The sequence below is a fragment of the Amycolatopsis jejuensis genome (assembly GCF_000717335.1).
GTDB lineage: Bacteria > Actinomycetota > Actinomycetes > Mycobacteriales > Pseudonocardiaceae > Amycolatopsis > Amycolatopsis jejuensis.
Genome location: NZ_JNYZ01000004.1, coordinates 92143 through 116840, shown reverse-complemented (window position 1 = coordinate 116840; position 24698 = coordinate 92143). Strand labels below are relative to the sequence as shown.

The following is a 24698-nucleotide window of genomic DNA, read 5'->3' as shown; positions in this document are numbered from 1 at the left end:
TTGTGCTGAAGACCGAAATGGTGCTCGCATCGGAGAACCCGATCATTCCGGACCCCTCGGAACTGATCCTCGGCATCGTCGCCTTCCTGATCCTGCTGTTCCTCCTGAAGAAGTTCGTCGTCCCCCGCTTCGAGGCGACCTACGAGGAGCGGGCGCAGAAGATCGAAGGCGGCATCGAGAAGGCCGAGAAGGCTCAGGCCGAGGCCGAGAAGGCGCTGTCGGAGTACAAGGCCCAGCTGGCCGACGCCCGCTCCGAGGCCGCCAAGATCAGGGACGACGCCCGGCTCGAGGCCGAGCAGATCAAGACCGAGCTGCGGGAGCAGGCCGAGGCCGAGTCCCAGCGGATCGTCGCGCAGGGGCACGCCCAGCTGCAGGCCCAGAAGGCGCAGATCATCGCCGAGCTGCGGGCCGAGATGGGCCGCAACGCGGTCGAGCTGGCCGGCCGGATCGTCGGCGAGTCGCTCGAGGACGAGGCACGCCGCCGGGGCACCGTCGACCGGTTCCTGTCGGAGCTGGAGACCGCTGGGTCGTCCAACGGATCGGGGAAGTAGCCAGAGATGACGCTGCATGCTGCGAGCCGTGAAGCGCTCGACCTCGCCGGGGAACGCCTCGGCGAGGTGCTGGCCGCCGCGGGTACTGATCCCGCGGTGGTCGGGGACGAGCTGCTCTCGGTCGTCGACCTCCTGGACCGCGAGATCGGCCTGCGCCGCGCGGTCGGTGACGCTTCGGTAGCCCCGGAGAGCCGCCAGGGTCTCGTCCGCCGCCTTTTCGACGGGAAGCTGGGCGAACCGGCTCTGCAGGTGCTCGACACCGTGGCGGGCAGCCGCTGGTCCAGCCCCCGTGAGCTGGTGGACGGGCTCGAGTCGGTCGGCCGTTCGGCGCTGCTCACCGCCGCCGAGAAGACCGGGAAGATCGAGACCGTCGAGTCCCAGCTGTTCCAGGTCGCGCGGATCGTCGCGGGCTCCCCGGAGCTCGAGGCGGCGCTGTCCGACCTGGCCGCTCCCGCCGACGCGAAGCGGACCCTGGTCCGCGGGCTGTTCGCGGACAAGGTCGACGCCGTCACCGAAACACTGGTCGAGCAGGTCGTGCGCCGCGCCAAGGGGCGCGGGGTCGGCAACGGGCTCGACAAGCTGGTCACCCTGGCCGCGGAGCGGCGGGAGCGCTCGGTCGCGTATGTGACCGCCGCGAACGCGCTCACCGACGAGCAGCGGACCCGGCTCGGGGCCAAGCTCGACGGCATCTACGGGCGGCCGATCGCGCTGCACGTCGAGGTCGACCCGAAGCTCGGCGGCGGGCTCGTCGTCCGCGTCGGGGACGAGATCATCGACGGCAGCACCGCCGGGCAGCTGGCGGCCGTGCGCCGCACGCTGAGCCGGGCCTAGGCCGGTTTCGGCACCACAGACTTTGCACACTGACAGAAGAGAAGCGAGAGCGGGAACGAAATGGCCGAGCTGACGATCTCCTCGGACGAGATCGCCCACGCGATCGAGAACTACGTCTCGAGTTACGCCCCTTCGGTGGAGCGGGAAGAGGTCGGTGTCGTCGCCGACGCCGGTGACGGGATCGCCCACGTCGAGGGGCTGCCCTCGGCCATGGCCAACGAGCTGCTCGAGTTCCCTGGCGGGATCCTCGGCGTGGCGCTCAACCTCGACGCCCGCGAGATCGGTGCCGCGATCCTCGGCGACTTCGAGAGCATCGAAGAAGGCCAGCAGGTCAAGCGCACCGGCCAGGTCCTCTCGGTGCCGGTCGGCGACGGCTACCTCGGCCGGGTCGTGAACCCGCTGGGCGCGCCCATCGACGGCCTCGGCGACATCGAGACCACCACCCGGCGCCCGCTGGAGATCAAGGCCGCCTCGGTGGTCGAGCGCCAGCCGGTGTCCGAGCCGCTGCAGACGGGCATCACCGCGATCGACGCGATGACCCCGATCGGCCGTGGCCAGCGCCAGCTGATCATCGGCGACCGCAAGACGGGCAAGACGGCCGTCGCGGTCGACACGATCATCAACCAGAAGGCGAACTGGGAGACCGGCGACCCGAAGAAGCAGGTGCGCTGCATCTACGTCGCGATCGGGCAGAAGGGCTCCACGATCGCCTCGGTCAAGCAGTCCCTCGAGGACGCGGGCGCGATGGAGTACACCACCATCGTCGCCGCCCCCGCTTCGGACTCGGCAGGCTTCAAGTGGATCGCGCCCTACACCGGTTCGGCCATCGGCCAGCACTGGATGTACGAGGGCAAGCACGTCCTGATCGTGTTCGACGACCTCACCAAGCAGGCCGACGCCTACCGCGCGATCTCGCTGCTGCTGCGCCGCCCGCCGGGCCGCGAGGCGTTCCCCGGCGACGTCTTCTACTTGCACTCCCGCCTGCTCGAGCGGTGCGCGAAGCTGTCGGACGAGCTGGGCGCGGGCTCGCTCACCGGTCTCCCGATCATCGAGACCAAGGCGAACGACGTGTCGGCCTACATCCCGACCAACGTCATCTCGATCACCGACGGCCAGTGCTTCTTCCAGTCGGACCTCTTCAACGCCGGTCAGCGCCCGGCCATCGACGTGGGCATCTCGGTGTCCCGCGTGGGTGGTGCCGCGCAGGTCAAGGCGATGAAGGACGTGTCGGGCTCGCTCCGCATCGACCTGTCGCAGTACCGCGAGCTGGAGTCGTTCGCCGCCTTCGCCTCGGACCTCGACGACGCGTCGAAGGCGCAGCTCGAGCGCGGTGCCCGGCTGTACGAGGTGCTCAAGCAGCCGCAGTACTCGCCGGTTCCGGTCGAGGAGCAGGTCGCCACGGTGTACCTGGGCACGAACGGCCACTTCGACTCGGTGCCCACCGAGGACGTGCGCCGCTTCAACCAGGAGTTCCTCGACTCGGCGCGGCGCAAGCACACCGAGGTCCTCGGTGCGATCCGTGACTCCGGCAAGTTCACCGACGAGGCTCGCGACGGCCTGGTCGCCGCGGTGAACGAGTTCAAGAAGGAGTTCACTACCTCCGAGGGCAAGCCGCTGGTCGAGTCGGGCGCCGACGCGATGGACGCCGAGAAGGTCGGGCAGGAGACCGTCAAGGTCAACAAGCCCGCCCCGAAGAAGTGAGCTGGTAGCCCATGGCCGCACAACTCCGGGAGCTTCGCTCGCGCATCAAGGCGACGAAGTCGATCGGCAAGATCACCAAGGCGATGGAACTCATCGCCACCGCGCGCATCACCAAGGCGCGCGCGAAGGTCGCCGCTTCCCGGCCGTACGCGGACGAGATCACCAAGGTGCTCTCGGCGCTGGCCGGCGCGGCGGCCAACCTCGACCACCCGCTACTGGTCGAGCGCCCGGCACCGAAACGGGCCGCGGTACTGGTCGTCACCAGTGACAAGGGCCAGTGCGGCGGCTACAACAGCAACGTGCTGAAGGCGACCGAGGAACTGCTTGCCCTGCTCCGCGACGAGGGCAAGGAGGCCGACGTCTACGTCACCGGCAGCAAGGGCCTCAACTACTACCGGTTCCGCGGCCGCCCGGTCGCGGGCAGCTGGACGGGCTTCTCCGACCAGCCGGGGTACCGGGATGCGGTCGAGACGGCCGAGACGCTGGTGGAGTCCTTCAACGCGGGGGCGGGCGGCGAAGGCGGGGTGGACGAGATCCACGTCGTCTACACCGAGTTCGTGTCGATGCTCACGCAGCGGCCGGTGGCCAAGCGCGTCGCGCCGCTCGAGGTCGAGTACTCCGAGGGCGAGGACGAGAAGCCGGCCGGTCTGCTGCCGAGCTACGAGTTCGAGCCGAGCGCGGACAAGCTCTTGGCCGCGCTGCTGCCGAAGTACATCAACACCCGGCTGTACGCGGCGCTGCTCGAGTCCGCGGCGTCCGAGCTCGCGGCCCGCCGCACGGCGATGAAGGCGGCGTCGGACAATGCGAACGAACTGGTGGGCAACCTGACGCGGGAGATGAACCAGGCCCGCCAGGCGCAGATCACCCAGGAGATCTCCGAAATCGTCGGTGGCGCGAACGCGCTCACCGCAGCAGGAAGTGATGATTGATGACCAGTACTGAAGCCCCGCGCGCCAAGGGGCGCATCGTCTCGGTGACCGGGCCGGTCGTCGACGTCGAGTTCCCGCGCGGTTCCGTCCCCGACCAGTTCAACGCGCTCAAGGTCGAGATCGAGTTCGAGCAGCTGCGCAAGACGGTGACCCTCGAGGTTGCCGCGCACCTCGGCGACAACCTCGTGCGCACGATTTCGCTGCAGCCGCAGGACGGTCTCGTCCGCGGTGCGGAGGTCACCGACACCGGCGGCCCGATCACCGTGCCGGTGGGCGACAAGGTCAAGGGCCACGTCTACAACGCGCTCGGCGAATGCCTCGACGAGCCCGGCTACGGCGACGACCTCGAGCGCTGGGGCATCCACCGCAACCCGCCGCCCTTCGACCAGCTCGAGGGCAAGACGGAGATGCTGGAGACCGGCCTGAAGGTCGTCGACCTGCTCACCCCGTACGTCCAGGGTGGCAAGATCGGCCTGTTCGGCGGTGCCGGCGTGGGCAAGACGGTGCTGATCAAGGAGATGATCACCCGTGTCGCCCGTAACTTCGGTGGTACCTCGGTGTTCGCCGGCGTCGGCGAGCGCACCCGTGAGGGCAACGACCTCTTCCTGGAGATGTCCGAGGACGGCGTCATCAACGACACCGCCCTCGTGTTCGGCCAGATGGACGAGCCGCCGGGCACCCGCATGCGGGTCGCGCTGTCCGCGCTGACGATGGCGGAGTACTTCCGCGACGTGCAGAACCAGGACGTGCTGCTCTTCATCGACAACATCTTCCGGTTCACCCAGGCCGGTTCCGAGGTGTCGACCCTGCTGGGCCGCATGCCTTCGGCGGTGGGCTACCAGCCGACGCTGGCCGACGAGATGGGCCAGCTGCAGGAGCGGATCACGTCGACCCGTGGTCGTTCGATCACCTCGATGCAGGCGATCTACGTGCCCGCGGACGACTACACCGACCCGGCCCCGGCCGCGACGTTCGCCCACCTGGACGCCACCACCGAGCTGTCGCGTGGGGTCTTCCAGAAGGGCATCTTCCCTGCGGTGGACCCGCTGGCGTCGACGTCGACGATCCTCGACCCGGCCATCGTCGGCGAGGACCACTACCGCGTCGCCTCCGAGGTCATCCGGATCCTGCAGAAGTACAAGGAGCTGCAGGACATCATCGCGATCCTCGGCATGGACGAGCTTTCCGAAGAGGACAAGCTCACCGTGCAGCGGGCGCGCCGGATCGAGCGGTTCCTGTCGCAGAACATGCTGGTGGCCGAGGCCTTCACCGGGCAGCCGGGCTCCACGGTGCCGCTGGCCGAGACCATCGAGTCGTTCGACAAGATCACCAAGGGCGACTTCGACCACTACCCGGAGCAGGCGTTCCTTGGTATCGGTGGCCTCGAGGACCTCGAGAAGAAGTACCACGAGATCACCGGAAAGTGATTTCCGAGAGCGGCGGGGGCATTGTCCATTGTGGACGGCAGCCCCCGCCGTTCTCGTAACCGAAGCAAGACCTATTACACTCGGTGGTGACACCCCGAGCGAAGGAGTGCTACGTGGCTGAGATGTCCGTGGAGCTGGTGGCCGTCGAGCGCCGGCTCTGGTCGGGTACCGCCACCTTCGTGGTGGCGCAGACCACCGAGGGCGAGATCGGCATCATGCCGGGCCACGAGCCGGTGCTGGGCCAGCTCGTCGAGGGTGGCGTGGTCAAGGTCAACACCACCGGCGGCGACGTGCTCACCGCGGCCGTGCACGGCGGGTTCCTGTCCGTCACCGGCACCGGGGTGAGCGTGCTCGCCGAGAGCGCCGAGCTGTCCGACGAGATCGACGTGGCCGCGGCGAAGGAAGCCCTCAGTACCGGCGACGAAGCCGAGCGGACGAGGGCCACGGCCCAGCTCCGCGCGGCCGGGCAAACGGTCTGACCGGACGACGAGCAGGAGCCGGGCCGTGAAGATCGCAATCGTGGTGCTCGTGCTCCTGATCGTGCTGGTCGTCGTGGTCGGCTGGTACGGCCAGCGGTGGATCCGGATGCGCCGCGGCGGTGGCGTGAGCGTCGCGCTGCGGTGGCGTCCGGACAACCCGCGATCGAGCTGGCATCTGGGGCTCGGCCGGTACGAGGGCGAGAAGTTCGTCTGGTACCGCGTATGGAGCCTGCGGACCGGCCCGGACCGCGTCTTCCAGCGGGAAAACATGCAGATCGCCGACCGGCGCGACCCGTCCGGCTCCGAGGCGTACGCCGTGCCGGAAGGGTCCACGGTGCTGCGGTGTGAGTCGTCCGCCCAGGAGGCGATCGAGATCGCGATGGGGCCGGGTGCGTTGACCGGGTTCCTGTCGTGGCTGGAGTCGGCACCGCCCGGTCGCCGTCTGCCGCGAGCGTCCTGAGCGGCGTTATCCTTGGCGGTATGGACGCCCTCGAACGCGAAGACCGCGCGCGGCGGTGGGGGAAGCTGCCCGAGCCGGTACGGCCCGAGGACTTCACCACTACGCAGGCGGCCGATCCGGGCCGTGACTCCACGTGGGACGTCGATTACGAGCGTTACTGGGCCACTCGCGAATCCAACTGACGGTCCTTGATCGCGCGTACCACCTCGGTGAACTGCGTGGGTTTCTCGCCGTGCACGTTGTGGCCGCTGTCCACTCGCACCACCTCGACGTTGCTGATCAGGGACGCGATCCGCTGTGCGTCGTCGGCGTCGATGGCTCCCTGCAGGACGCCGTCGTCGCCGTACTTCCAGTTTGCGTGGATCAGCGTGGTCGGCGCTTCGATCTTGCGCAGGGTGGCCTCGTGGTCGAAGCCCTCGTCCCAGGTTCCGGTGTAGAACGCGTTGCCGAAGTGCGGGTCGTAGCTTTCGAGCGCGCGTTGCATGTCGTTCCAGCTCGGCGGCATGAACAAGAGCGTGATCGGCCGGTCCGGATGCTTTGCGTGCCGCGCCAGCCCGCCCCGGACGATGCGGGCCGCGCCGTCGCCGAAGAAGTCCCACAGCTTCTGGTGCGCGAAACTGTATGCGGGCCAATCGGTTTCGCCGGATTCCAGGTACGTGTGGCAGGTGGTGGCCAGGTCGACCCAGTTCCACGTTTTCTCCGCGCGCGGCAGGAGCGTGGTGAAGAGCGGTGGGTCTTCGAGCACGGCCGCGCGCACGAGGTCGGGACGGTGACCCGCGAGCCAGGCCGCCAGCTGCCCGCCGGACGAGTGCCCGGAAACGACGACCCGCGCCCGGATCACGTCCTCGACGAACCGCGCGAGGTCGGAGCCGATCGCCTCCGCCGTGTATTTCGACGGTGTCCGCGCGGATTGGCCGTGCCCATGGACGTCGACGGCGTACACCGTGAAGTCCGTTGCCAGCGCGGGCAGCACCCGGGCGTAACTACGCCAGTCGACGCCCTGCCCGTGGATCAGCAGCAGCGGCGGATTGGGCCCGGCCGGGCCTTCGGCGTAGTGGATCGTAGACCCGTTGATCACGGCTTGTTTCTCAGTGAAACCGGCGCGGCGGGTGCGGGCCAGCGCGAGGTCGTACGTTTTCAGGTTGCGCGCGGCCCAGCCACCGGCGAATGCGAGTGCCGAGAGGCCGAGCGCTGTCAGCCCCCGGGCTGCCACAGCACGTCACCTTCCGGGTTGGCCAGCCGCGCGAGGATGAACAGCAGGTCGGAGAGCCGGTTGAGGTACTTCGCGGCGACCGGGTTCGTGGTGTCCGGCTCGGCTTCCAGCAGTGCCCACGCCGAGCGTTCCGCGCGCCGCGAGACCGTGCGGGCCTGGTGCAGGTACGCCGCGCCGGGGGTGCCGCCGGGCAGGATGAACGACGTGAGCTTGGGCAGCCGTTCGTTGAAGTCGTCACACCAGCCTTCGAGCCGCTCCAGGTACGCCTCGGTGATGCGCAGCGGAACGTAGGGCGGGTTTTCCTGGATCGGCAGGCACAGATCGGCGCCGACGTCGAAGAGGTCGTTCTGGATCCGGCGCAGCACGCCGGTGATCTCGTCCGGCAGCGAACCGAGCGCAACCGCCAGGCCCAGCACGGAATTCGCCTCGTCGGTGTCGGCGTACGCGGCGAGCCGGGCGGACGTCTTGGGCACGCGGGAACCGTCGCCGAGGGCTGTGGTGCCGCTGTCGCCGACCTTCGTGTAGACGCGGTTGATGCGAACGACCATGGTCTCGACTCTACCGGCCCCGGTTCGGGCAAAAGCAGGCGAGAGGGCATGATTGGCGGCCATGAGCGAGCACTTCGACGTGCACGGCGGGGCACAGCTGGTCGGTGAGGTCGACGTCGTCGGCGCCAAGAACAGCGTGCTGAAGCTGATGGCCGCGGCACTACTGGCGGAGGGCACCACCACCATCACGAACTGCCCGCAGATCCTGGACGTCCCGCTGATGGGTGACGTCCTGCGCAGCGTGGGCTGCGAGGTGGAGATCGACGGCGACACCGCGCGCATCACCACGCCCGCCGAGCTGTCGCACCGCGCCGACTCGCCCGCGATGGGCAAGCTGCGGGCGTCGGTGTGCGTACTGGGTCCGCTGGTCGGCCGTCTGAAGCAGGCGGTCGTGGCGCTGCCCGGCGGCGACGCGATCGGCTCGCGTCCGCTCGACATGCACCAGAACGGCCTGCGCAAGCTCGGCGCGACGAGCACGATCGAGCACGGCTGTGTCGTCGCGAAAGCGGAATCGCTGGTGGGCGCCCAGATCTGGCTCGATTTCCCGAGCGTCGGCGCCACCGAGAACATCCTGATGGCGGCGGTGCTGGCCGAGGGCACCACGGTGATCGACAATGCCGCGCGCGAGCCGGAAATCGCCGATATCTGCACGATGCTCACCGAAATGGGCGCGAAAATCGAAGGCGCGGGCACGTCCACGCTCACCGTCCACGGCGTCGACCGCCTGCAGCCGACCGAACACCGCGTGATCGGCGACCGGATCGTAGGCGCGACCTGGGCGTTTGCCGCATCGATGACCCGCGGCGACCTCACTGTGCGCGGCGTGAACCCGCACCACCTCGACCTGATCCTCGACAAGCTCCGCCTGGCCGGCGCCGAGGTGACGACGTACGGGGAAAAGGGCTTCCGCGTGGCCCAGCCGGAACGCCCGAAGGCAGTGGACTGGGTGACCCTCCCGTACCCCGGCTTCGCCACCGACCTGCAGCCGTTCGCCGTCGCGCTGTCCGCGGTGTCCGAGGGCACGTCGATGATCACGGAGAACGTGTACGAAGCGAGGTTCCGCTTCATCGAAGAAATGATCCGGCTTTCGGGGGACGCCCGCACGGATGGCCACCACGCGGTGGTCCGGGGAGTGGAGAAGCTGTCGAGCGCCCCGGTCTGGGCGTCGGACATCCGCGCCGGCGCGGGGCTGGTGCTGGCGGGCCTGTGCGCGGACGGGATCACGGAGGTGTGGGACGTGTTCCACATCGACCGGGGGTATCCGCACTTCGTGGAGAACCTGAACCGGCTGGGCGCCCGGATCGAACGGGTGACGGGCGAACCCGAACGGGCATGAGGACCGGGGTCAGCGCGGCGGATTATGCGGCGTGGCCCGAGGAGCATTGCCGTGACATCGAAATCGTCGACGGAATGGTCCGGACCTGGTCGTCTACGACGCCGCGCTACCGCCGGACGCGGTGTTGCGGCCTGAGCATTGCCGTCTCGTGGTCGAGGTGATGTCGCCCGGATCGATCACCGTCGACCAGATCGACAAGCCCGCCGAGTACGCCGCTGCCGGGATTCCGCAGTTCTGGCGGATCGAGAACACCACCGACGACGCCGACGGGCTCGCCGTCTTCTGCTACCGCCTCGATGCGACCACGCATTCCTACGTTCCGACCGGTGCGCACCAGGGCGCACTGACCGTCACCACCCCGGTCCGCGTATCCCTCGATCTCGCGACCCTGCTCTGACCCAATACGCGCCTCACGCACCCAAAGCGCGCAGCAGCAGCTCCGTCACCTCGTCCAGATACCCCTCCGACGTCGGGGCCCGGCGGACGATCAGCCGCCAGTAGATCACGCCCGCGGCCAGGTCCTGGGCCAGTTCGATATCGGTGTCCGGCGGGATTTCGCCGCGGTCCAGTGCTCGGGTGAACATCGCGCGGTTGATCGTGCGGCGGGGGCCGCCGATGGTTTGGCGGGCGAATTCCGCCAGTTCCGGGTTGCGGCCGGCTTCGGCGATCAGGTCGGGCAGGATCCGGGAGAACCGCGGGTGCATGATCCACTCGAGCAGGGCGTCCAGGCTCGCCCGGACGTCGCCGCGCAGGGTGCCGGTGTCCGGGTCCACCGCGCGGGTCACGCTGAACTCCGCGACCACCGCGCCGACCATCTCGTCCTTCGACGGCCACCGCCGGTACAGCGCGCTCTTGCCGACCCCCGCGCGTTTCGCCACCGCTTCCATCGACAGCCTGCCGAAACCTGCCTCGGCCAGTTCGTCGAGGACGGCTTCGGTGATCGCGTTGGTGACCTCGGGCTGCAGGACCGCGGCCCCGGTCGGCGTCCGGCGTGATGTCATGTCCGGATTCTAACGGGTGGACGGGACGGTCCCGTCTCGTGTACCTTCACGTCGAGACGGTACCGTATCGTCCATTCCTGAGGAGTCACCGTGATCGACCGAGCTCTCGACCTGCTGGTCCAGCACGACATGACCGGTTTCACCGCCCTGTTCGCCGAGGACGCCGTGCTCGAGTTTCCGTTCGCCGCGCCGGGGCAGCGGGAGCGGGTGGCGGGCCGCGCCGCCCTTGCCGAGTACCTGCGTGGCTACCCGGACCTGCTCGACGTCCGCGAGGTCGTCGCGAAGACGGTGCACGAGACCGCCGACCCGGAGGTGTCGATCGTGGAGTTCGAGCTGGCCGGGATCGTGGTCGCCACCCAGCGGCCGTACCGGATGCGCTACCTCGCGGTGCTGACCGTCCGCGACGGCCTGATCCAGCACTACCGCGACTACTGGAGCCCGCTCGCCGCTGCCGAGATCCTGGGGACCACCGGTGTCTGACGTCCTCGTGCTGGGCTCCACCGGCACCACCGGCAGCCGGGTCGTAAGAGGCCTCAAAGCCCTTGGCGTGCCGGTACGAGCGGCCACGCGCACCCCGGCGCAACCGGGGCAGATCCGCTTCGACTGGGCCGACCCGGCCACCTACGGCCCGGCGCTCGACGGCGTGTCGGCGGTCTACCTCATCGTCCCTGCGGTGGCCGACCCGCGGCCGTTCGTCGAGTCGTTCCTGGACCACGCCCCGCGCACGCGGGTGGTCCTGCTCAGCTCGTCGTCGGTGCACGAAGACACGCCGGTGCTGGGCGCGCTGCCCGGCCTGGTGCGGCAGCGGCCGGGCTGGACGGTCCTGCGGCCGTCGTGGTTCATGCAGAACTTCGCCGGTGACCACCAGGTCGCGCAAGGCGTCCGGGCCGGTCGGATAGTCACGGCGACCGGCGACGGCCGCGTCGCGTTCGTGGACGCCGGTGACATCGCCGCGGTGGCGGTCCGAGCGCTCACCGACCCGGAGCCGCACAACACCGACCACCTGCTCACCGGCCCGCGCGCGCTCAGTTACGCCGAGGCTGCCGCGATCGTCGCGCACCACCTCGGCCGCCCGGTCGCGCACGAACCGGTTTCCGCAGGCGAATACACGCAATTCCTCGTCCGCGACGGGATTCCCGGGCAGTACGCGGCCATGCTCGCCTCGCTCGACGAGGCGATCCGCGGCGGCGCGGAGGACCGCGTCACCGACACCGTCGAGCGGGTCACCGGACGGCCCGCCCGTGATTTCGTCACGTTCACCCACGAGGAGATCCGATGAAGCAGCTGCTGTTCCACGACGACCCGCAGTTCTGGTTCGAAACACTGGCCGCACTCGGCCAGATCACCTACGGCGGCGCGGATTTCGGCGAGGTCATCGCCATCGCGTCGAAGATCGAGTCCGGAAACTACGACAGCTGGTACGACGCCTGGTTCGCGGGCGCAGAACGGCTTTCCGCGGAAGCTGCCAAGGCACACCCGATCAGCGCCCGCGACGCGTATCTGCGTGCCTCGACCTACTACCGCCGGGCCGAGTTCTTCTTGCACGGCAACCCGGAAGACCCGCGGATCAACGAGGCGTACGAGCGCAATGTCGAGTGTTTCCAGCGGGCGCTGGAGACGATCGACGGCGTCGACCCGATCGAGATCCCGTACGACGGCCAAGTGCTGCGCGGCTACTTCTACCGCGCCCCGGGCACCGGCCCGAAGCCGCTTGTCCTGGTGCACAACGGTTTCGACGGGGCAGCGGAGGACCTGCACTTCGGCGGCGCGACCGGCGGCCCGGAGCGTGGCTACCACGTGCTGACCTTCGACGGCCCCGGCCAGCCCAGCGCCGTCCACCGCGACGGGCTGAAGTTCCGGCCGGACTGGGAGCACGTCGTAAGCCAGGTGATCGACTACGCGATCGCCGACCCGGACGTCGACCCGGAGAAGATCGCACTGGTCGGCTGGAGCCTCGGCGGGATGCTGGCGCCGCGCGCGGCCGCGTTCGAACCCCGGCTGTCCGCGGTGGTGGCGGTGGACGGGCTCTTCGACGCGGCAGCTGCCGTCACCAAGCACCTGCCGTGGGACCGGGCGGAGGTCGTGCGGCGCGCGAATGCCCCGGCGGACCCCGAGCTCGACGACCTGCTGGCCGCCGGACGGGCAACTAGCCCCACCATGCGCTGGGCGTTCGGCCACGGCCGTTACGTGATGGGCGGCGCGACCGACCGCGAGTTCCTCGCGAAGTACCTGGAGTACCACCTCGGCGACGGCGTGGCCGAGCGCATCACGTGCCCGGTGCTCGTGTGCGACGCGCCGGAGGACCTGTTCTTCACCGGCGAGCCGCGGCGGCTGTACGACCACCTCACCGGCCCGAAGACGCTGCTGGAGTTCACGTCGGAGGAAGGCGCGGAAGCCCACTGCCACGTCGGCGCGCTGCGGCTCGCGAACGCCCGCATCTACGACTGGCTGGACGACGCGCTGCGGTAAGGCGGGTCAGGACTCGACGGCCAGCGCCGCACCGAACCCGACCAGCGCGGCGCCGGTCACCCCGTCCATCGCCCGGCGCACCCGGCGGCGGCTGAGCCAGGTACGGACCCGGTGCACGAAGAACAGCAGGATCAGCAGCCAGAGCGTGCCCAGCACGGTGACCGTGTATGCGAGCAGCAGCGCGTCCCACGTGGTGGTGCGCACCGGGTCGAGGAACTGCGGCAGCACCGACAGGTACAGCACCAGCACCTTCGGGTTCGTGATGTTCGACAGGAACCCTTCGCGCCACCGCCGGAAACCGCTGGCGCGCTTGCGCTGGACGTCCTCGACGGCGGCGTAGTTGCCGCGCCAGGCGCCGCGCAGTGCCTGGAAGCCGAGGAAGAGCAGGTACGCCGCGCCGACCCACTTGAGCGTGAGGAACACCGGTTGCGACCGCGCAATCACCACACCCAGCCCGAGCGCCGCGGCCGTACCCTGCACCGCATTGGCCACGGCGATGCCCGCCGTGGCGAGCAGCCCGCCACGCCCGCCGCCGGACAGCGCGTTCTTCAGCATCACCATCGTGTCCGGCCCGGGCGCGAGCACGATGAAGACCACGATCAAGAGATAGCTGCTGTACCCACTCCACGTCACAAATGCCCACGGTAGAACCCGGCAGGGGCTGCCGTCTCGCGGATTTTCGTCACAGCGGTGCGGCAACCTGAGCGGGCCGCGCTGGGTGTGGTTCGCCGACAGATACCGGACGCTGCCGCCGAGGTACCCGATCCTGCCGGAGCTCGTCGCCATCCACGGCGCCGGTCGCGTGGCGGACCTGATCGCGCGGAACGCTCCGCACCGTTCGGCCGTTGGGTGAAACATGCTGCTCACTCTGCTCGGCCTCGCGTTGCCGTTCGCGACCCTCGCACTGGTGGCGGTCGGCGTGTGGGAGCTGCGCCGGAAGCGGCGGCCGTCGCGGCTCAAGGCGCGGCTTTCGGCCACCTATCTCGACGAGGTGACCGCGTTCCTCTACGGTACGAAGCGCAACGAGCTGGAGCATCGCGACTCGGTGGAGATGACCCTCGACCAGGACGCGCAGGGCGCACCACCGCTGGGCAACGTGGACCTCGAGCGCGGGGTCGTCGTGTTGCATCCGGACCGCCCGTCCGAGTCAAGCTCATCCGACCGTGGCCGACTCCACACCGCAGAATAAGTTACCCACCCGTAGAATCGGTCGGTCGTCTCGGCGAAGAGAGGTGCCCTGTGCCGTACCCGACCGACCACGAACGCGACCGGCCGTGGGTGATGCGCACCTACGCGGGGCACTCGTCGGCCGCCGCGTCCAACGAGCTCTACCGGCGCAACCTCGCCAAGGGCCAGACCGGCCTGTCGGTGGCCTTCGATCTGCCCACCCAGACCGGGTACGACCCCGACCACGTGCTCGCCCGCGGCGAGGTCGGCAAGGTCGGCGTGCCGGTTTCGCACCTCGGCGACATGCGCCGGCTCTTCGACGGCATCCCGCTCGCCGAGGCCAACACGTCGATGACCATCAACGCACCCGCGATGTGGCTGCTCGCGCTGTACGTTTCGGTGGCGCGCGAACAGGCCGAGGCCGAGGGTCGCGACGTGGACGAGGTGCTCGCCAAGCTCACCGGCACCACGCAGAACGACATCATCAAGGAGTACCTGTCCCGCGGCACCTACATTTTCCCGCCGGGACCGAGCCTCCGGCTGATCACCGACATGATCGCGTGGACCGTGCACCACGTGCCGAAGTGGAACCCGATCAACATCTGCAGCTACCACCTGCAGGAGGCGGGCGCGACGCCGACGCAGGAGGTCGCGTACGCACTGTGCACCGCGATTGCCGTGCTCGACGCGGTCCGCGATTCGGGTCAGGTCGACCATGCCGACATGGCGAAGGTCGTCGCGCGGATTTCGTTCTTCGTCAACGCGGGTGTGCGTTTTGTCGAAGAAATGTGCAAGATGCGCGCGTTCACGCAGTTGTGGGACGAACTCACGCGGGACCGTTACGGCGTCGAGGATCCGAAGGCACGGCGGCTGCGGTACGGCGTGCAGGTGAACTCGCTCGGGCTCACCGAAGCGCAGCCGGAAAACAATGTGCAGCGAATCGTGCTGGAAATGCTGGCGGTTTCGCTTTCCCGTGGCTCGCGGGCGCGCGCCATTCAGCTGCCGGCTTGGAACGAGGCGCTCGGCCTGCCCCGGCCGTGGGACCAGCAGTGGGCGTTGCGGATGCAGCAGGTGCTCGCATTCGAGACGGATTTGCTGGAGTACGAGGACATTTTCGACGGCTCGCACGTCGTACAGGCCAAAGTGGACGAAATCGTGTCCGGCGCCCGCGAGGAAATTGCGCGGGTACAGGATCTCGGCGGCGCGGTGGCGGCGGTCGAGAGCGGGTACATGAAATCGCAGCTGGTTTCCTCCCTTGCGGAATACCGCCGCGGGATGGAGAACGGCGAGCGGATTCTGGTGGGGGTCAACAAGTTCGAGACCACCGAGCCGTCGCCGCTGCAGGCCGAGGGCGCGAAAGCCATCGAGACGATCGACCCGGCGGTGGAGAAGGCCGCGATCGCGGCCATCGAAAAATGGCGTGCGCAACGGGATGACGCGGCAGCGGCCGCGGCGCTCGATGCGTTGAAGGCCAAGGCGTCCACTTCGGACAACCTGTTCGAGGCCACTGTGGACTGTGCTCGCGCGGGCGTCACCACCGGCGAATGGTCGGGTGCGTTGCGCGAGGTGTTCGGCGAATACCGGGCGCCCACCGGAGTTTCCGCCGCGGTGGCGGCCGGAACCGGTGACCCGGAGCTGGAACGCGTCCGCGCGCTGGTCCGCCGTACCGAGTCCGAGCTGGGCGAGCGGCTGCGCATCCTGGTCGGCAAACCCGGTCTCGACGGGCATTCCAACGGCGCCGAGCAGGTCGCCGTGCGGGCCCGCGACGTCGGTTTCGAGGTCGTCTACCAGGGCATCCGGCTTACCCCGGACCAGATCGTCGCGGCCGCGGTGCAGGAAGGCGTGCACGTGGTCGGGCTGTCCGTGCTGTCCGGTTCGCACCTGGAGGTCGTGCCGCTGGTGGTCGACGGGCTGCGGGCCGCCGGTGCCGGGGACGTCCCGGTGATCGTCGGCGGCATCATCCCGCCGGACGACGCCGCGCTGCTCACCGAACGCGGAATCGCGCGCGTCTTCACGCCGAAGGACTACGAGCTCACCGACATCATGGCCGGGATCGTCGACCTGATCCGCGAACGCCACGGGTTGAGTGGGAAATAGCTGCTACTCTGCAATAGGCGGTGAATAACCCACATGCGTGAGTTGGAGTCGCCCCTGCGGATCGGTTGAACCCTCAAGTGAATGCGATGCAGGTCACGGCCGTACGGAATGAGTTGCGGCCGCCGGAAAGGCGACGGAAATTGACCAACGCAGCGCTGCTGCGTACGTCCCCCTGATCGGCCGTTGCCGCGCGCTGAACGGGGCATTGTTAGCTGAACGTGATCGTCACTGTTTGTGTTTTTCAAGTCCACTGTGGACAGTCAAAGCGGCCGGAAAACCTTGCATGAGCTGGAATTTCTCCGCGCGGCCCCGAGTGAGAATGCGGGAAAATCGGCCCGATCGTGCATCTCTAATCGGTAACAGAACCGTTCGGGTGCAGGAGAATCTTTGACCGCAAAGCCACCGGCACCTACGTTCGAGTCCTGTCGGCATCACCGCCGCCAGCTTCGCGGGGTGGGGTCCCTGGCCGGCGTGTGACCGGAAATCGCAGGTCGCGGACGAGTGACCCGATCAAGGGCGTAAGGGGCCGCAGACATGGTGCACGACGAGTGGAAGCGCCGGGATTTCTTCCGGCTGGCGGCGACCGGAGCGGTGGTGCTGGGCGGTGCGTCCTTCGTCGCCGCGTGTACCGAGGCGCCGCAGACCGGCGGCCAGGGCGCGGGTGGCGCGCTCGAACGAGCGAAAAAGGCGGGCACGATCAAGGTCGGCATCGCCGGGGAGATCCCGTACGGCTACACCGACGGCGGCAACGTCACCGGTGAGTCGCCGGAGGTCGCCAAGGCGGTGTTCAAGAGCCTCGGCATCGCGAAGGTGGACGCGACGCAGGTCGAGTTCAAGCAGCTCATCCCGGCACTCGCCGCCGGGCAGTACGACATGGTCGCGGCCGGGATGGCGATCCTGCCGGAGCGGTGCAAACAGGCCGCGTTCTCCGCGGTCGACTACGTCACGCCCACGGCTTTCCTGGTGCCGAAAGGCAATCCGAAGCAGGTGCTGAGCTTCGAGGACATCAAGGCGAAGGACCTCAACGTCGCGGTGCTGTCCGGCACGATCGAGCAGCAGGTCGCGAAGGCGTCCGGGGTCCCGGACAGCCAGCTGCAGACCTACGACGGCCAGCCGCAGATGTTGCAGGCGCTGCAGGCGAACCGGGCGTACGCGGGTGCGCTCACCGACATTTCGCTGAAGGCGCTGCTCAAGCAGAACCCGGGCGCCGCGCTTGAGGTCACCGCCGGTTTCGTGCCCGAGGTGCAGGGCAAGAAGCAGGTACAGGCAGGCGGGTTCGTGTTCCGCAAGAACGACAGCGACCTGGTGACCGCCTTCAACACCGAGCTCGCGAAGCTGCACCAGAACGGCCAGTGGCTCGAGATCGTCAAGCCGTTCGGGTTCACCAAGGACAACCTCCCGCCCGCCGACGTCACCACCGAGCAGCTCTGCTCGGGTTCCTGACGGGAGCCCGATGTTCGGCAACTTCGGACTGTTCGTCTCGACCATCGCCGACGGCCTGCTGCTGACGGTCGAGGCGACAGTCGGGGGCATCCTGCTCGCCACCGTCCTGTCGTTCCTGGCCGGGCTCGCGATGCTGTCGCGGTTCAGGGTGCTCCGCACGGTCACGCGGGTTTACGTCGAGGTGTGGCGCGGGACGTCCGAGGTGGTCCAGCTCTTCTGGATCTACTTCGTGCTGCCGGTGCTCACCGGGTTCCAGATCCTGCCGCTGTGGTCCGGGATCGTGGTGCTGGGCCTGAACTTCGGTGCGTACGGCGCGGAAATCGTGCGGGGTGCGGTGCAGGCGGTGCCGCGCGAACAGAAGGAAGGCTGTGTCGCGCTGAACTTCACGCCGGCGCAGCGCATGCGGCGGGTCATTCTCCCGCAGGCATTCGTCGACATGGTGCCGCCGTTCAACAACCTCTTCATCCAGCTGCTCAAAGGCACCGCGCTGCTCACGTTCATCACCGTGCCGGAGATGACGTACCAGGCGAGCCAGGTGCTGGTCACCAGGTTCACCGGGCAGGCCGCGCTGATCTGGACCATCGTGCTCGTCTTCTACCTGGTGCTGTCGCTCCTGATCACCGCCGGGATGAAGGTGCTGGAACGGCGGGCGGCGGCGCGGGTCGGGCGTGCGCCGGCGCGCCGCGCGGCCGTGCTCAGCGGGGCGGGGACATGAGCTGGGACTGGAACTACCTGTGGAAGGTACTGCCCTCGGTACTGGACGGGCTGCTGATCACGTTCGAGGCGACCGTCCTCGGCGCGCTGGTCGCCTACGTGCTGGGGCTGGTTCTCGCGATGCTGCGGCGGTCGCGGATCCGGCTGGTGAGCCGGATCGTGTGGCTGATCATCGAATTCGTGCGCAGTACGCCGCTCCTCGTCCAGCTGTTCTTCCTGTTTTTCGTGCTGCCGCAGTTCGGGCTCACGCTTTCGCCGCTCGCCGCGGGGGTGATCGGGCTCGGCCTGCACTACGCGACTTACTGCGCCGAGGTGTACCGCGCCGGGATCGACGCGGTCCCGAAAGGACAGTGGGAAGCCGCAGTGGCGCTGAGCCTGCCGCGGGCCAGGACGTGGTTCCGGGTCATTCTGCCGCAGGCGATTCCGCGCGTGCTCCCGGCGCTCGGCAACTACACCATCTCGATGTTCAAGGAAACGCCGCTGCTGCTGGCCATCGGGGTGCTCGACCTCGCGGGTGCGGCATTCGAGGTCGGTTCCCTCAATTTCCGGTACGTCGAACCCCTCACCCTGGCCGGCGTGCTCTTCCTCGTGTTGAGCTATCCGGCCTCCCTGCTCGTGCGATTCCTGGAGCGTCGTTTTGGCCTCAGCAGATGAACCGATGATCCGCTTCGACCGGGTGGTGAAGAAATTCGGCGACAACACGGTCCTGCGCGAGCTGGATTTCACCGTCGCGCCGGGGGAGTTCGTTTCGCTGATCGGGCCGAGCGGTTCGGGCAAGACCACCATTCTGCGCTTGCTGATGACCCTGGAGAAGGTCGACGGCGGCACCATCGAGGTCGGCGGGCAGCCGCTCAGCCACATGCCCCGCGGCGGTAAACTGGTCGCCGCCGACGAGAAGTACCTGCGCGAGGTCCGCCGCCGGATCGGCATGGTGTTCCAGCAGTTCAACCTGTTCCCGAACATGAAGGTACTGCAGAACATCACCGAGGCGCCGATCCGGACCCTCGGACTGTCTGCAAAGGACGCCGAGGCACGCGCGGTGGAACTGCTGGAAATGGTCGGCCTTGCGGAAAAGGCCGATGCGCATCCGACGCAGCTTTCCGGCGGCCAGCAGCAGCGCGTCGCAATTGCACGGGCATTGGCGATGCGCCCGGAAGTCCTTTTGCTGGACGAGGTCACGTCCGCACTGGACCCGGAACTGGTCGCCGGGGTACTGCGGGTACTCCGGGAAATCGCTACCACCACGGACATCACGATTCTCTGCGTAACGCACGAAATGCAGTTCGCCCGCGAGGTTTCGGACCGGGTGATGATGTTCGACCACGGCCAGGTACTGGAAGACGCGCCGCCGGAAAAGCTGTTCACCGACCCGGACCACGAACGCACGCGCGAATTCCTGCGCGCGGTCGTGGACCGGGAATGACCGGCTAGCCCAGGATTTCCCCGGTCGATTTCACCGTCGCGAACCCGCCGCCGTGCAGGTTGGTGGCGGTGGCGCGGCTGAGCTCGCCGGCGGTGAGGAGCGTGCCGTCCGGGCCTTCGAGGTCGAAGGTGTACGTGGCATCGAGGGCGAAAGTCACGTCGTAGCCGAGGTTTCCGCCCATCCGGGCGGTGGTTTCGCAGCAGAAGTTCGTCTGGATTCCGGCCAGCACGAAGCTGTCGATGCCGCGGGTTTTGAACCACGCGTCGAGGTCGACGTCCCCGAGGAACGCCGAGTTCACCTTCTTGCCGAACACCAGGTCCGGACGGGCGCCGTCGAGTTCGGCCTTGAAATCGTTGCCCGGCTGGCCGGGGCGCAGCGGCGAGCCGGGCTTCACGGAATCGTGGTGCACGAGCACGACCGGGTCGCGCCGGTCCTGCCATGCCTGCAGGAGGGCCTTGATGTTCGCCTCCGCGGCGGGATTGTTGCGCGGGCCCCAGAAGGACGTGTCGTCGAAGCCGCGCTGGACGTCGATCAGCAGAAGTGCGGTCATGACGTGCAGTCTGGTCCGGAATCACGCCCGCAGGGGAGTGGCAGAAGACGCGCTATGCGGTACTTTTCTGCCATGCGAACGATCGGGGTGCTGCTCCTGCCGGGCAGCCGGATGTTCGACCTGGCGGTGATCGCCGAGGTGTGGGCGCAGGACCGCACCGACAGCGGCATCGGCCCGTTCACCGTGCGCGTATGCGCGCCCGGGCGGGAACGCGCACGGGTGTCGCCGTTCGGGGAAGTCGTTGCCACGCATGGGCTTTCCGGGCTCGACGGCTGTGACCTCGTCGTCGCGCCGGGTCGCGACGACCCGCTCGCCGACGTCCCAGCCGCCGCTCGGGCCGCTCTCCGCCGGGCGCATCGATCCGGCGCGACGGTCGCGGGCCTGTGCTCCGGCGCCTTCACGCTCGCCGCGGCCGGGCTGCTCGACGGGCGCCCCGCCACCACCCACTGGCGAGACCTCGACGCGCTGGCCGAGGTCGCGCCGGCCGCAGACCTCCGCCGTGACGTGCTGTACACCGAACAGGACGGGGTGCTGACGTCCGCCGGAGTCGTCGGCGGGCTCGATCTGTGCCTGCACCTGGTCCGCCGCGACCACGGCGCGGAGGTCGCCGCCCGGCTCGCGCGCCGGCTGGTGATGCCGCCGGTCCGCGAGGGCGGCCAGCGGCAGTACACGGAATCTCCCTTGCCTGCCGGGAGTTCCCGGCCCGGTATTGCGTCCACAATGGACTGGGCGGTCGGCAGGATCGGTGATGACATCGGCGTACCCGACCTCGTCGCGCACGCCGGGATGAGCCCGCGGACGTTCCACCGCGAGTTCGCCGCCGCCACCGGCAGCACGCCCGGGCGGTGGCTGCTGGTACAGCGGGTGCAGCAGGCGCAACGGCTGCTGGAGACCACGGACCTGCCGGTCGCCCGGGTGGCCGAGCGGGCGGGGCTGGGCAGCGCCGCGAACCTGCGCCGGCGGCTGCGCGCGGAGGTCGGCGTGGGCCCGGACACGTACCGGCGGACTTTCCGCATCCCCGGCGGCGGGGTTACGGTCGGAGCATGGGCGAGTACGAGCACATCCTCGTGAAGCGGGACGGGGACACGGTCACCATCACGATGAACCGCGCGGCGCGGCGGAATTCACTGTCGGCCGAGCACCTGAGCGAGCTGCTGACGGCGTTCCGGGAAGCAGGCGAGTCGGACGCGACCGGCATCGTGCTGGCCGGGGCCGGCCCGGTGTTCTCGGCGGGCCACGACTTCGGGGACGTCGCCGCGCGGGACCTCATGGGGGTACGCGAGCTGCTCACCCTGTGCACCACCTTGATGCGCACGATGGAGTCGGTGCCGCAGGTGGTGATCGCGCGGGTACACGGGCTGGCAACGGCCGCGGGCTGTCAGCTGGTGGCGTCGTGCGACCTCGCGGTGGCCGCGGAATCCTCCGGTTTCGCCCTGCCCGGCGGCAAGGGCGGCTGGTTCTGCCACACGCCCGCGGTCCCGGTGGCGCGCGCGATCGGCCGGAAACGCCTGATGGAACTCGCGCTGACCGGCGACGTGGTGGACGCCGCGACGGCCCTCGACTGGGGCCTGGTCAACCGCGTGGTCCCGGACGCTTCCCTGGACGACGAAGTCGCCGCCCTGCTCGCCCGCGCGACTCGCGGCAGCCGAGCGAGCAAGGCGATGGGTAAGCAGACCTTGTACGCCCAGCTGGACCGCCCGGAAGCCGACGCGTACGCCATTGCGGTGGAGGTGATGGCGTCGGCTTCGCAGCTGCCCGGCGCGCGCGAGGGGATGGCGGCGTTTTTGGAGAAGCGAAAGCCCGACTGGACGGACTGATCCCCGGTCCCGCTACCCCAATGTGGCATTGGGTGCATCTGACGCACCGAACGCCACATTGGGTGCGTCGCATGCAACCAATGCCACATTGGGGCGCGTTCAGCGGCGTTCGTGGAGTAACAGGAGCGCGTACGCCGCTACTGATTGGGCGTCCGAGATTTCGCCGGTCGTGATCATCTTCTCGACCTCCGCGCGCGGGAACCATGCCGTGCGCATGTCCTGTTCCTCGTGTTCCCGTTCGGGTTCGCCCTCGGTGAGGCCGGTGGCGAGGTACACACGGCCGCGCTGGCTGCTGAGGCCCGGGGCGACGTCGAGCAGGCCGAGGTCCGTGATCGTGTCGGCGCGCAGGCCGGTCTCCTCGCGCAGCTCGCGGCGGGCGAGGTCGGCGGGCGCCGTTTCGGCGAGCCCGGGTGCGGTGCCCTGCGGAAACTCCCATCGCCGCAGGCCGAGCGGGTAACGGAACTGCTCGACGAGCTGCAGCCGGTTGCCGTCGAGAGGGATGACGAGGGCATAGGTCGGTTTGTCGACCACGCCGTAGACGCCGTCGCTGCCGTCGGCGCGGCGGATGGCGTCCTCGCGCACGGTCATCCAGTTGTTCCGATACACCTCACGGGTCGCGACACGCTGAATGGGGTCCACCTCACCAGTATCACCGAGCCTGTCCTACCCTCGGCGGGTGCGTCCAGTGCTCGCTTCGCCACAGATCGGTCCCGGGGGGTGGGCCCGGTGAGGCTCGTCGTCGCCCGCTGCCAGGTCGACTACGTCGGCCGGCTCACCGCGCATCTCCCGATGGCCAACCGCGTCCTCATGGTCAAGGCGGACGGCTCGGTGCTCGTCCACTCCGACGGCGGTTCGTACAAGCCGCTGAACTGGATGTCGCCGCCGTGCTGGCTCATCGAGGACCCGGACATCTGGACGGTGCAGAACAAAGCCGGGGAGAAACTCGTGATCACCATCGACGAGGTGATGCACGATTCGAAGCACGACCTGGGCGTCGACCCGGGCCTGCAGAAGGACGGCGTGGAAGCCCACCTGCAGGAACTGCTCGCCGAACACATCAAAACCCTCGGCGACGGCTACACCCTGGTCCGCCGCGAATTCCCGACAGCCATCGGCCCGGTCGACATCATGGCCCGCGACGCCGACGGCCGCTCGGTAGCAGTGGAAATCAAACGCCGCGGCGAGATCGACGGGGTGGAGCAGCTGACCCGCTACCTGGAACTCCTCAACCGGGACCCACTGCTGGCCCCGGTACAGGGGGTGTTCGCGGCCCAGCTGATCAAACCGCAGGCGCGCACCCTGGCGGAGGACCGGGGAATCCGCTGCGTGGTACTGGATTACGACGCTTTGCGGGGGACGGATTCGGACGAGTTCCGGCTGTTTTGATCGGCTGGGCACGTTCTACGCCGCCTGATGCCACTCAGCGGTTTCCATCCACCGCAGGTAGTCGGCAGAACCGCGCGCCAGCTCGACGGCGGTCACCTCCGGCTTGTCCCACGGATGCTCCGCGCGGATGTGCGCCTCGGCCGCGCCAACCTCGCCGAGGTGTCAGAAGTACGAGACCACCGGGCGGTGCCCGGTGCTATTTCCGGGCCAGCGCCGCCGCCGTGACCAGTGCCTGGCCGATCGCCGCCGCCTCGGACACCGTCATCCGGATCGGCAGCGGCCGCTCGTATTCTCCTTCGTCCACGTCCTTGGTGCCGCCGGACCAGTCCAGGAACACGGTCGGGGCGGCCTCGGTCACGAACTGCCCCACGCAGACCTCAGCGGTCAACGGGCGCACGTCCGTTTCCCAGTCCCGGCGCTCGGCCGCCGGGTACCGGGACATCCGGATCTCACTCCGATACTTCGACCAGTGCCGGCGATCCGGCACCGGATGGTCGTCGGAGTGACCGCCGGCGCACCACACCGGGCACGGCCGGGGCTGCCAGATCGGCGATCTCCTCGTCTTGCTCATGAGGTCGGACCTCTCATCTGATCAAGGCACCTCGGATGGTGATCCGAGAACGGCCAGGGTCGCGTCAGCTCAGCCGTCCGGCACCTCACGCCCCCGAATCGGCACCCCGCCGTTGATAAGCCTTCGCGTCGAACCACGACCGCACCGTGTCGTGGAACAGCGTCGATACCACCAAACCCGCCAGTACCAACCCGATCACCGCTTGCGGGCTGCCCGAGAACAGCGTGATCAACCCGCCGATTGCCGACAGTCCTTCGAACACCAGTAGCGGCCACCGGCCCCAGTCGTAGCCCAGCGTGATTGCCAGCCCGGACACCAGCAGGCCCACCGCGAACACGTACGACAGATACTCCGCGAGGTACAGCGCACCCATCACCTCCTGGCCGTGGTCTTGCCGGCTGCTGATCTCCACCTGTGCCAGCACCCCGAACGCGCCGTTCAGGAGAGCCTGCACGAATACGAACACGAGGGCGGCACGCAGCCGTCCGGGCATGGGCATGCGGAGTTCGGTCATCGCGGCGGGTCCTTTCCGATGTCACCGACAGTGCTCGCACGGTAAGCCCGCGGTGGCGGGACCCCTCCCGG

The 24698-nt window shown here is 68.6% G+C and carries 29 protein-coding genes and 2 pseudogenes; 22 read left to right on the top strand and 9 right to left on the bottom strand.

Going from position 1 to position 24698, the window contains the following annotated elements; genetic code table 11:
• Positions 1 to 2 precede the first annotated feature (2 nt).
• The 8 genes from OO71_RS05290 (at position 3) to OO71_RS49900 (ending at position 6560) form a co-directional block, all read left to right on the top strand.
• On the top strand, positions 3 to 551 hold the full coding sequence (locus OO71_RS05290) for a F0F1 ATP synthase subunit B (protein WP_033288493.1): 549 nt from the start codon (positions 3 to 5) through the stop codon (positions 549 to 551).
• 6 nt (positions 552 to 557) lie between these two features.
• A complete protein-coding gene (locus tag OO71_RS05285; RefSeq protein WP_033288492.1) occupies positions 558 to 1382 on the top strand; it encodes a F0F1 ATP synthase subunit delta in 825 nt (274 codons plus the stop codon).
• 60 nt (positions 1383 to 1442) lie between these two features.
• A complete protein-coding gene (gene atpA / locus OO71_RS05280; protein ID WP_033288491.1) occupies positions 1443 to 3083 on the top strand; it encodes a F0F1 ATP synthase subunit alpha in 1641 nt (546 codons plus the stop codon).
• A gap of 11 nt (positions 3084 to 3094) precedes the next feature.
• Entirely contained in the window at positions 3095 to 4012 is a 918-nt protein-coding gene (locus tag OO71_RS05275) for a F0F1 ATP synthase subunit gamma (RefSeq protein WP_033288490.1), read from the top strand.
• Positions 4012 to 5439 (top strand): F0F1 ATP synthase subunit beta, encoded by a 1428-nt coding sequence (atpD, locus tag OO71_RS05270; RefSeq protein ID WP_033288489.1) that lies wholly within the window; start codon positions 4012 to 4014, stop codon positions 5437 to 5439. The genes OO71_RS05275 and atpD overlap by 1 nt, the downstream gene beginning before the upstream one ends.
• A gap of 113 nt (positions 5440 to 5552) precedes the next feature.
• Positions 5553 to 5918, top strand: a complete 366-nt coding sequence (locus tag OO71_RS05265) for a F0F1 ATP synthase subunit epsilon (protein WP_033288488.1) — start codon at positions 5553 to 5555, stop codon at positions 5916 to 5918.
• Positions 5919 to 5943: 25 nt separating this feature from the next.
• A complete protein-coding gene (locus OO71_RS05260; RefSeq protein ID WP_033288487.1) occupies positions 5944 to 6378 on the top strand; it encodes a DUF2550 domain-containing protein in 435 nt (144 codons plus the stop codon).
• Between the two features lie 20 nt (positions 6379 to 6398).
• A complete protein-coding gene (locus tag OO71_RS49900; RefSeq protein WP_156096181.1) occupies positions 6399 to 6560 on the top strand; it encodes a hypothetical protein in 162 nt (53 codons plus the stop codon).
• On the opposite strand, the gene OO71_RS05250 is transcribed toward OO71_RS49900, so the two are convergent.
• Positions 6533 to 7591 carry an alpha/beta fold hydrolase gene (locus tag OO71_RS05250; protein WP_033288486.1) on the bottom strand — a complete coding sequence of 353 codons (1059 nt, stop codon included), beginning with the start codon at positions 7589 to 7591 and terminating at the stop codon, positions 6533 to 6535. The two genes, OO71_RS49900 and OO71_RS05250, sit on opposite strands and share 28 nt — an antisense overlap.
• Positions 7573 to 8139, bottom strand: coding sequence for a cob(I)yrinic acid a,c-diamide adenosyltransferase (locus OO71_RS05245; protein ID WP_033288485.1), 567 nt, complete (start codon positions 8137 to 8139; stop codon positions 7573 to 7575). Before OO71_RS05245 ends, OO71_RS05250 begins: the two co-directional genes overlap by 19 nt.
• A 61-nt stretch (positions 8140 to 8200) precedes the next feature.
• On the opposite strand from OO71_RS05245, the gene murA reads away from it, so the two are divergent.
• Together murA and OO71_RS48510 are read left to right on the top strand one after the other, a co-directional pair.
• Positions 8201 to 9475 carry a UDP-N-acetylglucosamine 1-carboxyvinyltransferase gene (murA, locus tag OO71_RS05240; RefSeq protein ID WP_033288484.1) on the top strand — a complete coding sequence of 425 codons (1275 nt, stop codon included), beginning with the start codon at positions 8201 to 8203 and terminating at the stop codon, positions 9473 to 9475.
• 76 nt (positions 9476 to 9551) lie between these two features.
• Positions 9552 to 9872, top strand: a pseudogene (locus OO71_RS48510) (Uma2 family endonuclease); the annotation flags it as partial.
• A 13-nt stretch (positions 9873 to 9885) separates the two neighbouring features.
• On the opposite strand, the gene OO71_RS05230 reads toward OO71_RS48510, so the two are convergent.
• On the bottom strand, positions 9886 to 10476 hold the full coding sequence (locus tag OO71_RS05230) for a TetR/AcrR family transcriptional regulator (protein WP_033288483.1): 591 nt from the start codon (positions 10474 to 10476) through the stop codon (positions 9886 to 9888).
• A gap of 90 nt (positions 10477 to 10566) precedes the next feature.
• Between OO71_RS05230 and OO71_RS05225 the strand changes: the two genes are divergently transcribed.
• The 3 genes from OO71_RS05225 to OO71_RS05215 are packed head-to-tail and all read left to right on the top strand — an operon-like array spanning position 10567 to position 12945.
• Complete coding sequence (locus tag OO71_RS05225) at positions 10567 to 10956, top strand: nuclear transport factor 2 family protein (protein WP_033288482.1); 390 nt, start codon at positions 10567 to 10569, stop codon at positions 10954 to 10956.
• Positions 10949 to 11755, top strand: coding sequence for a Rossmann-fold NAD(P)-binding domain-containing protein (locus OO71_RS05220; RefSeq protein ID WP_033288481.1), 807 nt, complete (start codon positions 10949 to 10951; stop codon positions 11753 to 11755). Before OO71_RS05225 ends, OO71_RS05220 begins: the two co-directional genes overlap by 8 nt.
• A complete protein-coding gene (locus OO71_RS05215) occupies positions 11752 to 12945 on the top strand; it encodes an alpha/beta hydrolase family protein (RefSeq protein ID WP_033288480.1) in 1194 nt (397 codons plus the stop codon). Before OO71_RS05220 ends, OO71_RS05215 begins: the two co-directional genes overlap by 4 nt.
• Positions 12946 to 12951: 6 nt before the next feature.
• Here OO71_RS05215 and OO71_RS05210 read toward each other — a convergent pair whose 3' ends face one another.
• A complete protein-coding gene (locus OO71_RS05210; RefSeq protein ID WP_033288479.1) occupies positions 12952 to 13578 on the bottom strand; it encodes a LysE family translocator in 627 nt (208 codons plus the stop codon).
• Between the two features lie 223 nt (positions 13579 to 13801).
• Between OO71_RS05210 and OO71_RS05205 the strand changes: the two genes are divergently transcribed.
• The 6 genes from OO71_RS05205 (at position 13802) to ehuA (ending at position 19789) form a co-directional block, all read left to right on the top strand.
• Positions 13802 to 14134 carry a DUF6191 domain-containing protein gene (locus OO71_RS05205; protein ID WP_342669912.1) on the top strand — a complete coding sequence of 111 codons (333 nt, stop codon included), beginning with the start codon at positions 13802 to 13804 and terminating at the stop codon, positions 14132 to 14134.
• 50 nt (positions 14135 to 14184) lie between these two features.
• The gene (locus tag OO71_RS05200; protein WP_084144718.1) at positions 14185 to 16209 is read left to right on the top strand and encodes a protein meaA; all 2025 of its coding nucleotides are present in this window, start codon (positions 14185 to 14187) and stop codon (positions 16207 to 16209) included.
• 534 nt (positions 16210 to 16743) lie between these two features.
• Positions 16744 to 17652 carry an ectoine/hydroxyectoine ABC transporter substrate-binding protein EhuB gene (gene ehuB / locus OO71_RS05195; protein WP_051791027.1) on the top strand — a complete coding sequence of 303 codons (909 nt, stop codon included), beginning with the start codon at positions 16744 to 16746 and terminating at the stop codon, positions 17650 to 17652.
• A gap of 10 nt (positions 17653 to 17662) precedes the next feature.
• On the top strand, positions 17663 to 18367 hold the full coding sequence (gene ehuC / locus OO71_RS05190) for an ectoine/hydroxyectoine ABC transporter permease subunit EhuC (RefSeq protein ID WP_033288478.1): 705 nt from the start codon (positions 17663 to 17665) through the stop codon (positions 18365 to 18367).
• Positions 18364 to 19020: an ectoine/hydroxyectoine ABC transporter permease subunit EhuD gene (gene ehuD / locus OO71_RS05185; protein WP_033288477.1), complete on the top strand. Its 657-nt coding sequence runs from the start codon at positions 18364 to 18366 to the stop codon at positions 19018 to 19020. The genes ehuC and ehuD overlap by 4 nt, the downstream gene beginning before the upstream one ends.
• 4 nt (positions 19021 to 19024) lie before the next feature.
• Positions 19025 to 19789, top strand: coding sequence for an ectoine/hydroxyectoine ABC transporter ATP-binding protein EhuA (ehuA, locus tag OO71_RS05180; RefSeq protein WP_033288476.1), 765 nt, complete (start codon positions 19025 to 19027; stop codon positions 19787 to 19789).
• A 4-nt stretch (positions 19790 to 19793) separates the two neighbouring features.
• On the opposite strand, the gene OO71_RS05175 is transcribed toward ehuA, so the two are convergent.
• On the bottom strand, positions 19794 to 20339 hold the full coding sequence (locus tag OO71_RS05175; RefSeq protein WP_033288475.1) for a cysteine hydrolase family protein: 546 nt from the start codon (positions 20337 to 20339) through the stop codon (positions 19794 to 19796).
• Positions 20340 to 20411: 72 nt separating this feature from the next.
• On the opposite strand from OO71_RS05175, the gene OO71_RS05170 reads away from it, so the two are divergent.
• Together OO71_RS05170 and OO71_RS05165 are read left to right on the top strand one after the other, a co-directional pair.
• Positions 20412 to 21410, top strand: coding sequence for a GlxA family transcriptional regulator (locus OO71_RS05170; RefSeq protein ID WP_033288701.1), 999 nt, complete (start codon positions 20412 to 20414; stop codon positions 21408 to 21410).
• Complete coding sequence (locus OO71_RS05165) at positions 21383 to 22156, top strand: enoyl-CoA hydratase-related protein (protein ID WP_033288474.1); 774 nt, start codon at positions 21383 to 21385, stop codon at positions 22154 to 22156. The genes OO71_RS05170 and OO71_RS05165 overlap by 28 nt, the downstream gene beginning before the upstream one ends.
• A gap of 99 nt (positions 22157 to 22255) precedes the next feature.
• Here the strand turns inward: OO71_RS05165 and OO71_RS05160 are convergent, their stop codons facing one another.
• Entirely contained in the window at positions 22256 to 22795 is a 540-nt protein-coding gene (locus OO71_RS05160; protein WP_033288473.1) for an NUDIX domain-containing protein, read from the bottom strand.
• 87 nt (positions 22796 to 22882) lie between these two features.
• Between OO71_RS05160 and nucS the strand changes: the two genes are divergently transcribed.
• Complete coding sequence (gene nucS / locus OO71_RS05155; protein ID WP_033288472.1) at positions 22883 to 23542, top strand: endonuclease NucS; 660 nt, start codon at positions 22883 to 22885, stop codon at positions 23540 to 23542.
• A 15-nt stretch (positions 23543 to 23557) separates the two neighbouring features.
• Here the strand turns inward: nucS and cutA are convergent.
• The 3 genes and pseudogenes from cutA to OO71_RS05145 form a co-directional block, all read right to left on the bottom strand.
• A pseudogene (gene cutA, locus OO71_RS48505) lies at positions 23558 to 23680 on the bottom strand (divalent cation tolerance protein CutA); the annotation flags it as partial.
• A 58-nt stretch (positions 23681 to 23738) separates the two neighbouring features.
• Positions 23739 to 23984 carry a hypothetical protein gene (locus OO71_RS05150; RefSeq protein WP_156096180.1) on the bottom strand — a complete coding sequence of 82 codons (246 nt, stop codon included), beginning with the start codon at positions 23982 to 23984 and terminating at the stop codon, positions 23739 to 23741.
• A gap of 214 nt (positions 23985 to 24198) precedes the next feature.
• The gene (locus OO71_RS05145; protein ID WP_033288470.1) at positions 24199 to 24627 is read right to left on the bottom strand and encodes a hypothetical protein; all 429 of its coding nucleotides are present in this window, start codon (positions 24625 to 24627) and stop codon (positions 24199 to 24201) included.
• Between the last annotated feature and the right edge of the window lie 71 nt (positions 24628 to 24698).

Excerpts from the sequence above, each read along its gene's own strand:
- OO71_RS05285 (WP_033288492.1), top strand. The coding sequence starts at position 558 with ATGACGCTGCATGCTGCGAGCCGTGAAGCGCTCGACCTCGCCGGGGAA.
- atpA (WP_033288491.1), top strand. The coding sequence starts at position 1,443 with ATGGCCGAGCTGACGATCTCCTCGGACGAGATCGCCCACGCGATCGAG.
- OO71_RS05275 (WP_033288490.1), top strand. The coding sequence starts at position 3,095 with ATGGCCGCACAACTCCGGGAGCTTCGCTCGCGCATCAAGGCGACGAAG.
- atpD (WP_033288489.1), top strand. The coding sequence starts at position 4,012 with ATGACCAGTACTGAAGCCCCGCGCGCCAAGGGGCGCATCGTCTCGGTG.
- OO71_RS49900 (WP_156096181.1), top strand. The coding sequence starts at position 6,399 with ATGGACGCCCTCGAACGCGAAGACCGCGCGCGGCGGTGGGGGAAGCTG.
- OO71_RS05245 (WP_033288485.1), bottom strand. The coding sequence starts at position 8,139 with ATGGTCGTTCGCATCAACCGCGTCTACACGAAGGTCGGCGACAGCGGC.
- murA (WP_033288484.1), top strand. The coding sequence starts at position 8,201 with ATGAGCGAGCACTTCGACGTGCACGGCGGGGCACAGCTGGTCGGTGAG.
- OO71_RS05230 (WP_033288483.1), bottom strand. The coding sequence starts at position 10,476 with ATGACATCACGCCGGACGCCGACCGGGGCCGCGGTCCTGCAGCCCGAG.
- OO71_RS05215 (WP_033288480.1), top strand. The coding sequence starts at position 11,752 with ATGAAGCAGCTGCTGTTCCACGACGACCCGCAGTTCTGGTTCGAAACA.
- OO71_RS05205 (WP_342669912.1), top strand. The coding sequence starts at position 13,802 with ATGCTGCTCACTCTGCTCGGCCTCGCGTTGCCGTTCGCGACCCTCGCA.
- ehuB (WP_051791027.1), top strand. The coding sequence starts at position 16,744 with ATGGTGCACGACGAGTGGAAGCGCCGGGATTTCTTCCGGCTGGCGGCG.
- ehuC (WP_033288478.1), top strand. The coding sequence starts at position 17,663 with ATGTTCGGCAACTTCGGACTGTTCGTCTCGACCATCGCCGACGGCCTG.
- ehuD (WP_033288477.1), top strand. The coding sequence starts at position 18,364 with ATGAGCTGGGACTGGAACTACCTGTGGAAGGTACTGCCCTCGGTACTG.
- ehuA (WP_033288476.1), top strand. The coding sequence starts at position 19,025 with ATGATCCGCTTCGACCGGGTGGTGAAGAAATTCGGCGACAACACGGTC.
- OO71_RS05175 (WP_033288475.1), bottom strand. The coding sequence starts at position 20,339 with ATGACCGCACTTCTGCTGATCGACGTCCAGCGCGGCTTCGACGACACG.
- OO71_RS05170 (WP_033288701.1), top strand. The coding sequence starts at position 20,412 with ATGCGAACGATCGGGGTGCTGCTCCTGCCGGGCAGCCGGATGTTCGAC.
- OO71_RS05165 (WP_033288474.1), top strand. The coding sequence starts at position 21,383 with ATGGGCGAGTACGAGCACATCCTCGTGAAGCGGGACGGGGACACGGTC.
- OO71_RS05150 (WP_156096180.1), bottom strand. The coding sequence starts at position 23,984 with ATGTCCCGGTACCCGGCGGCCGAGCGCCGGGACTGGGAAACGGACGTG.
- OO71_RS05145 (WP_033288470.1), bottom strand. The coding sequence starts at position 24,627 with ATGACCGAACTCCGCATGCCCATGCCCGGACGGCTGCGTGCCGCCCTC.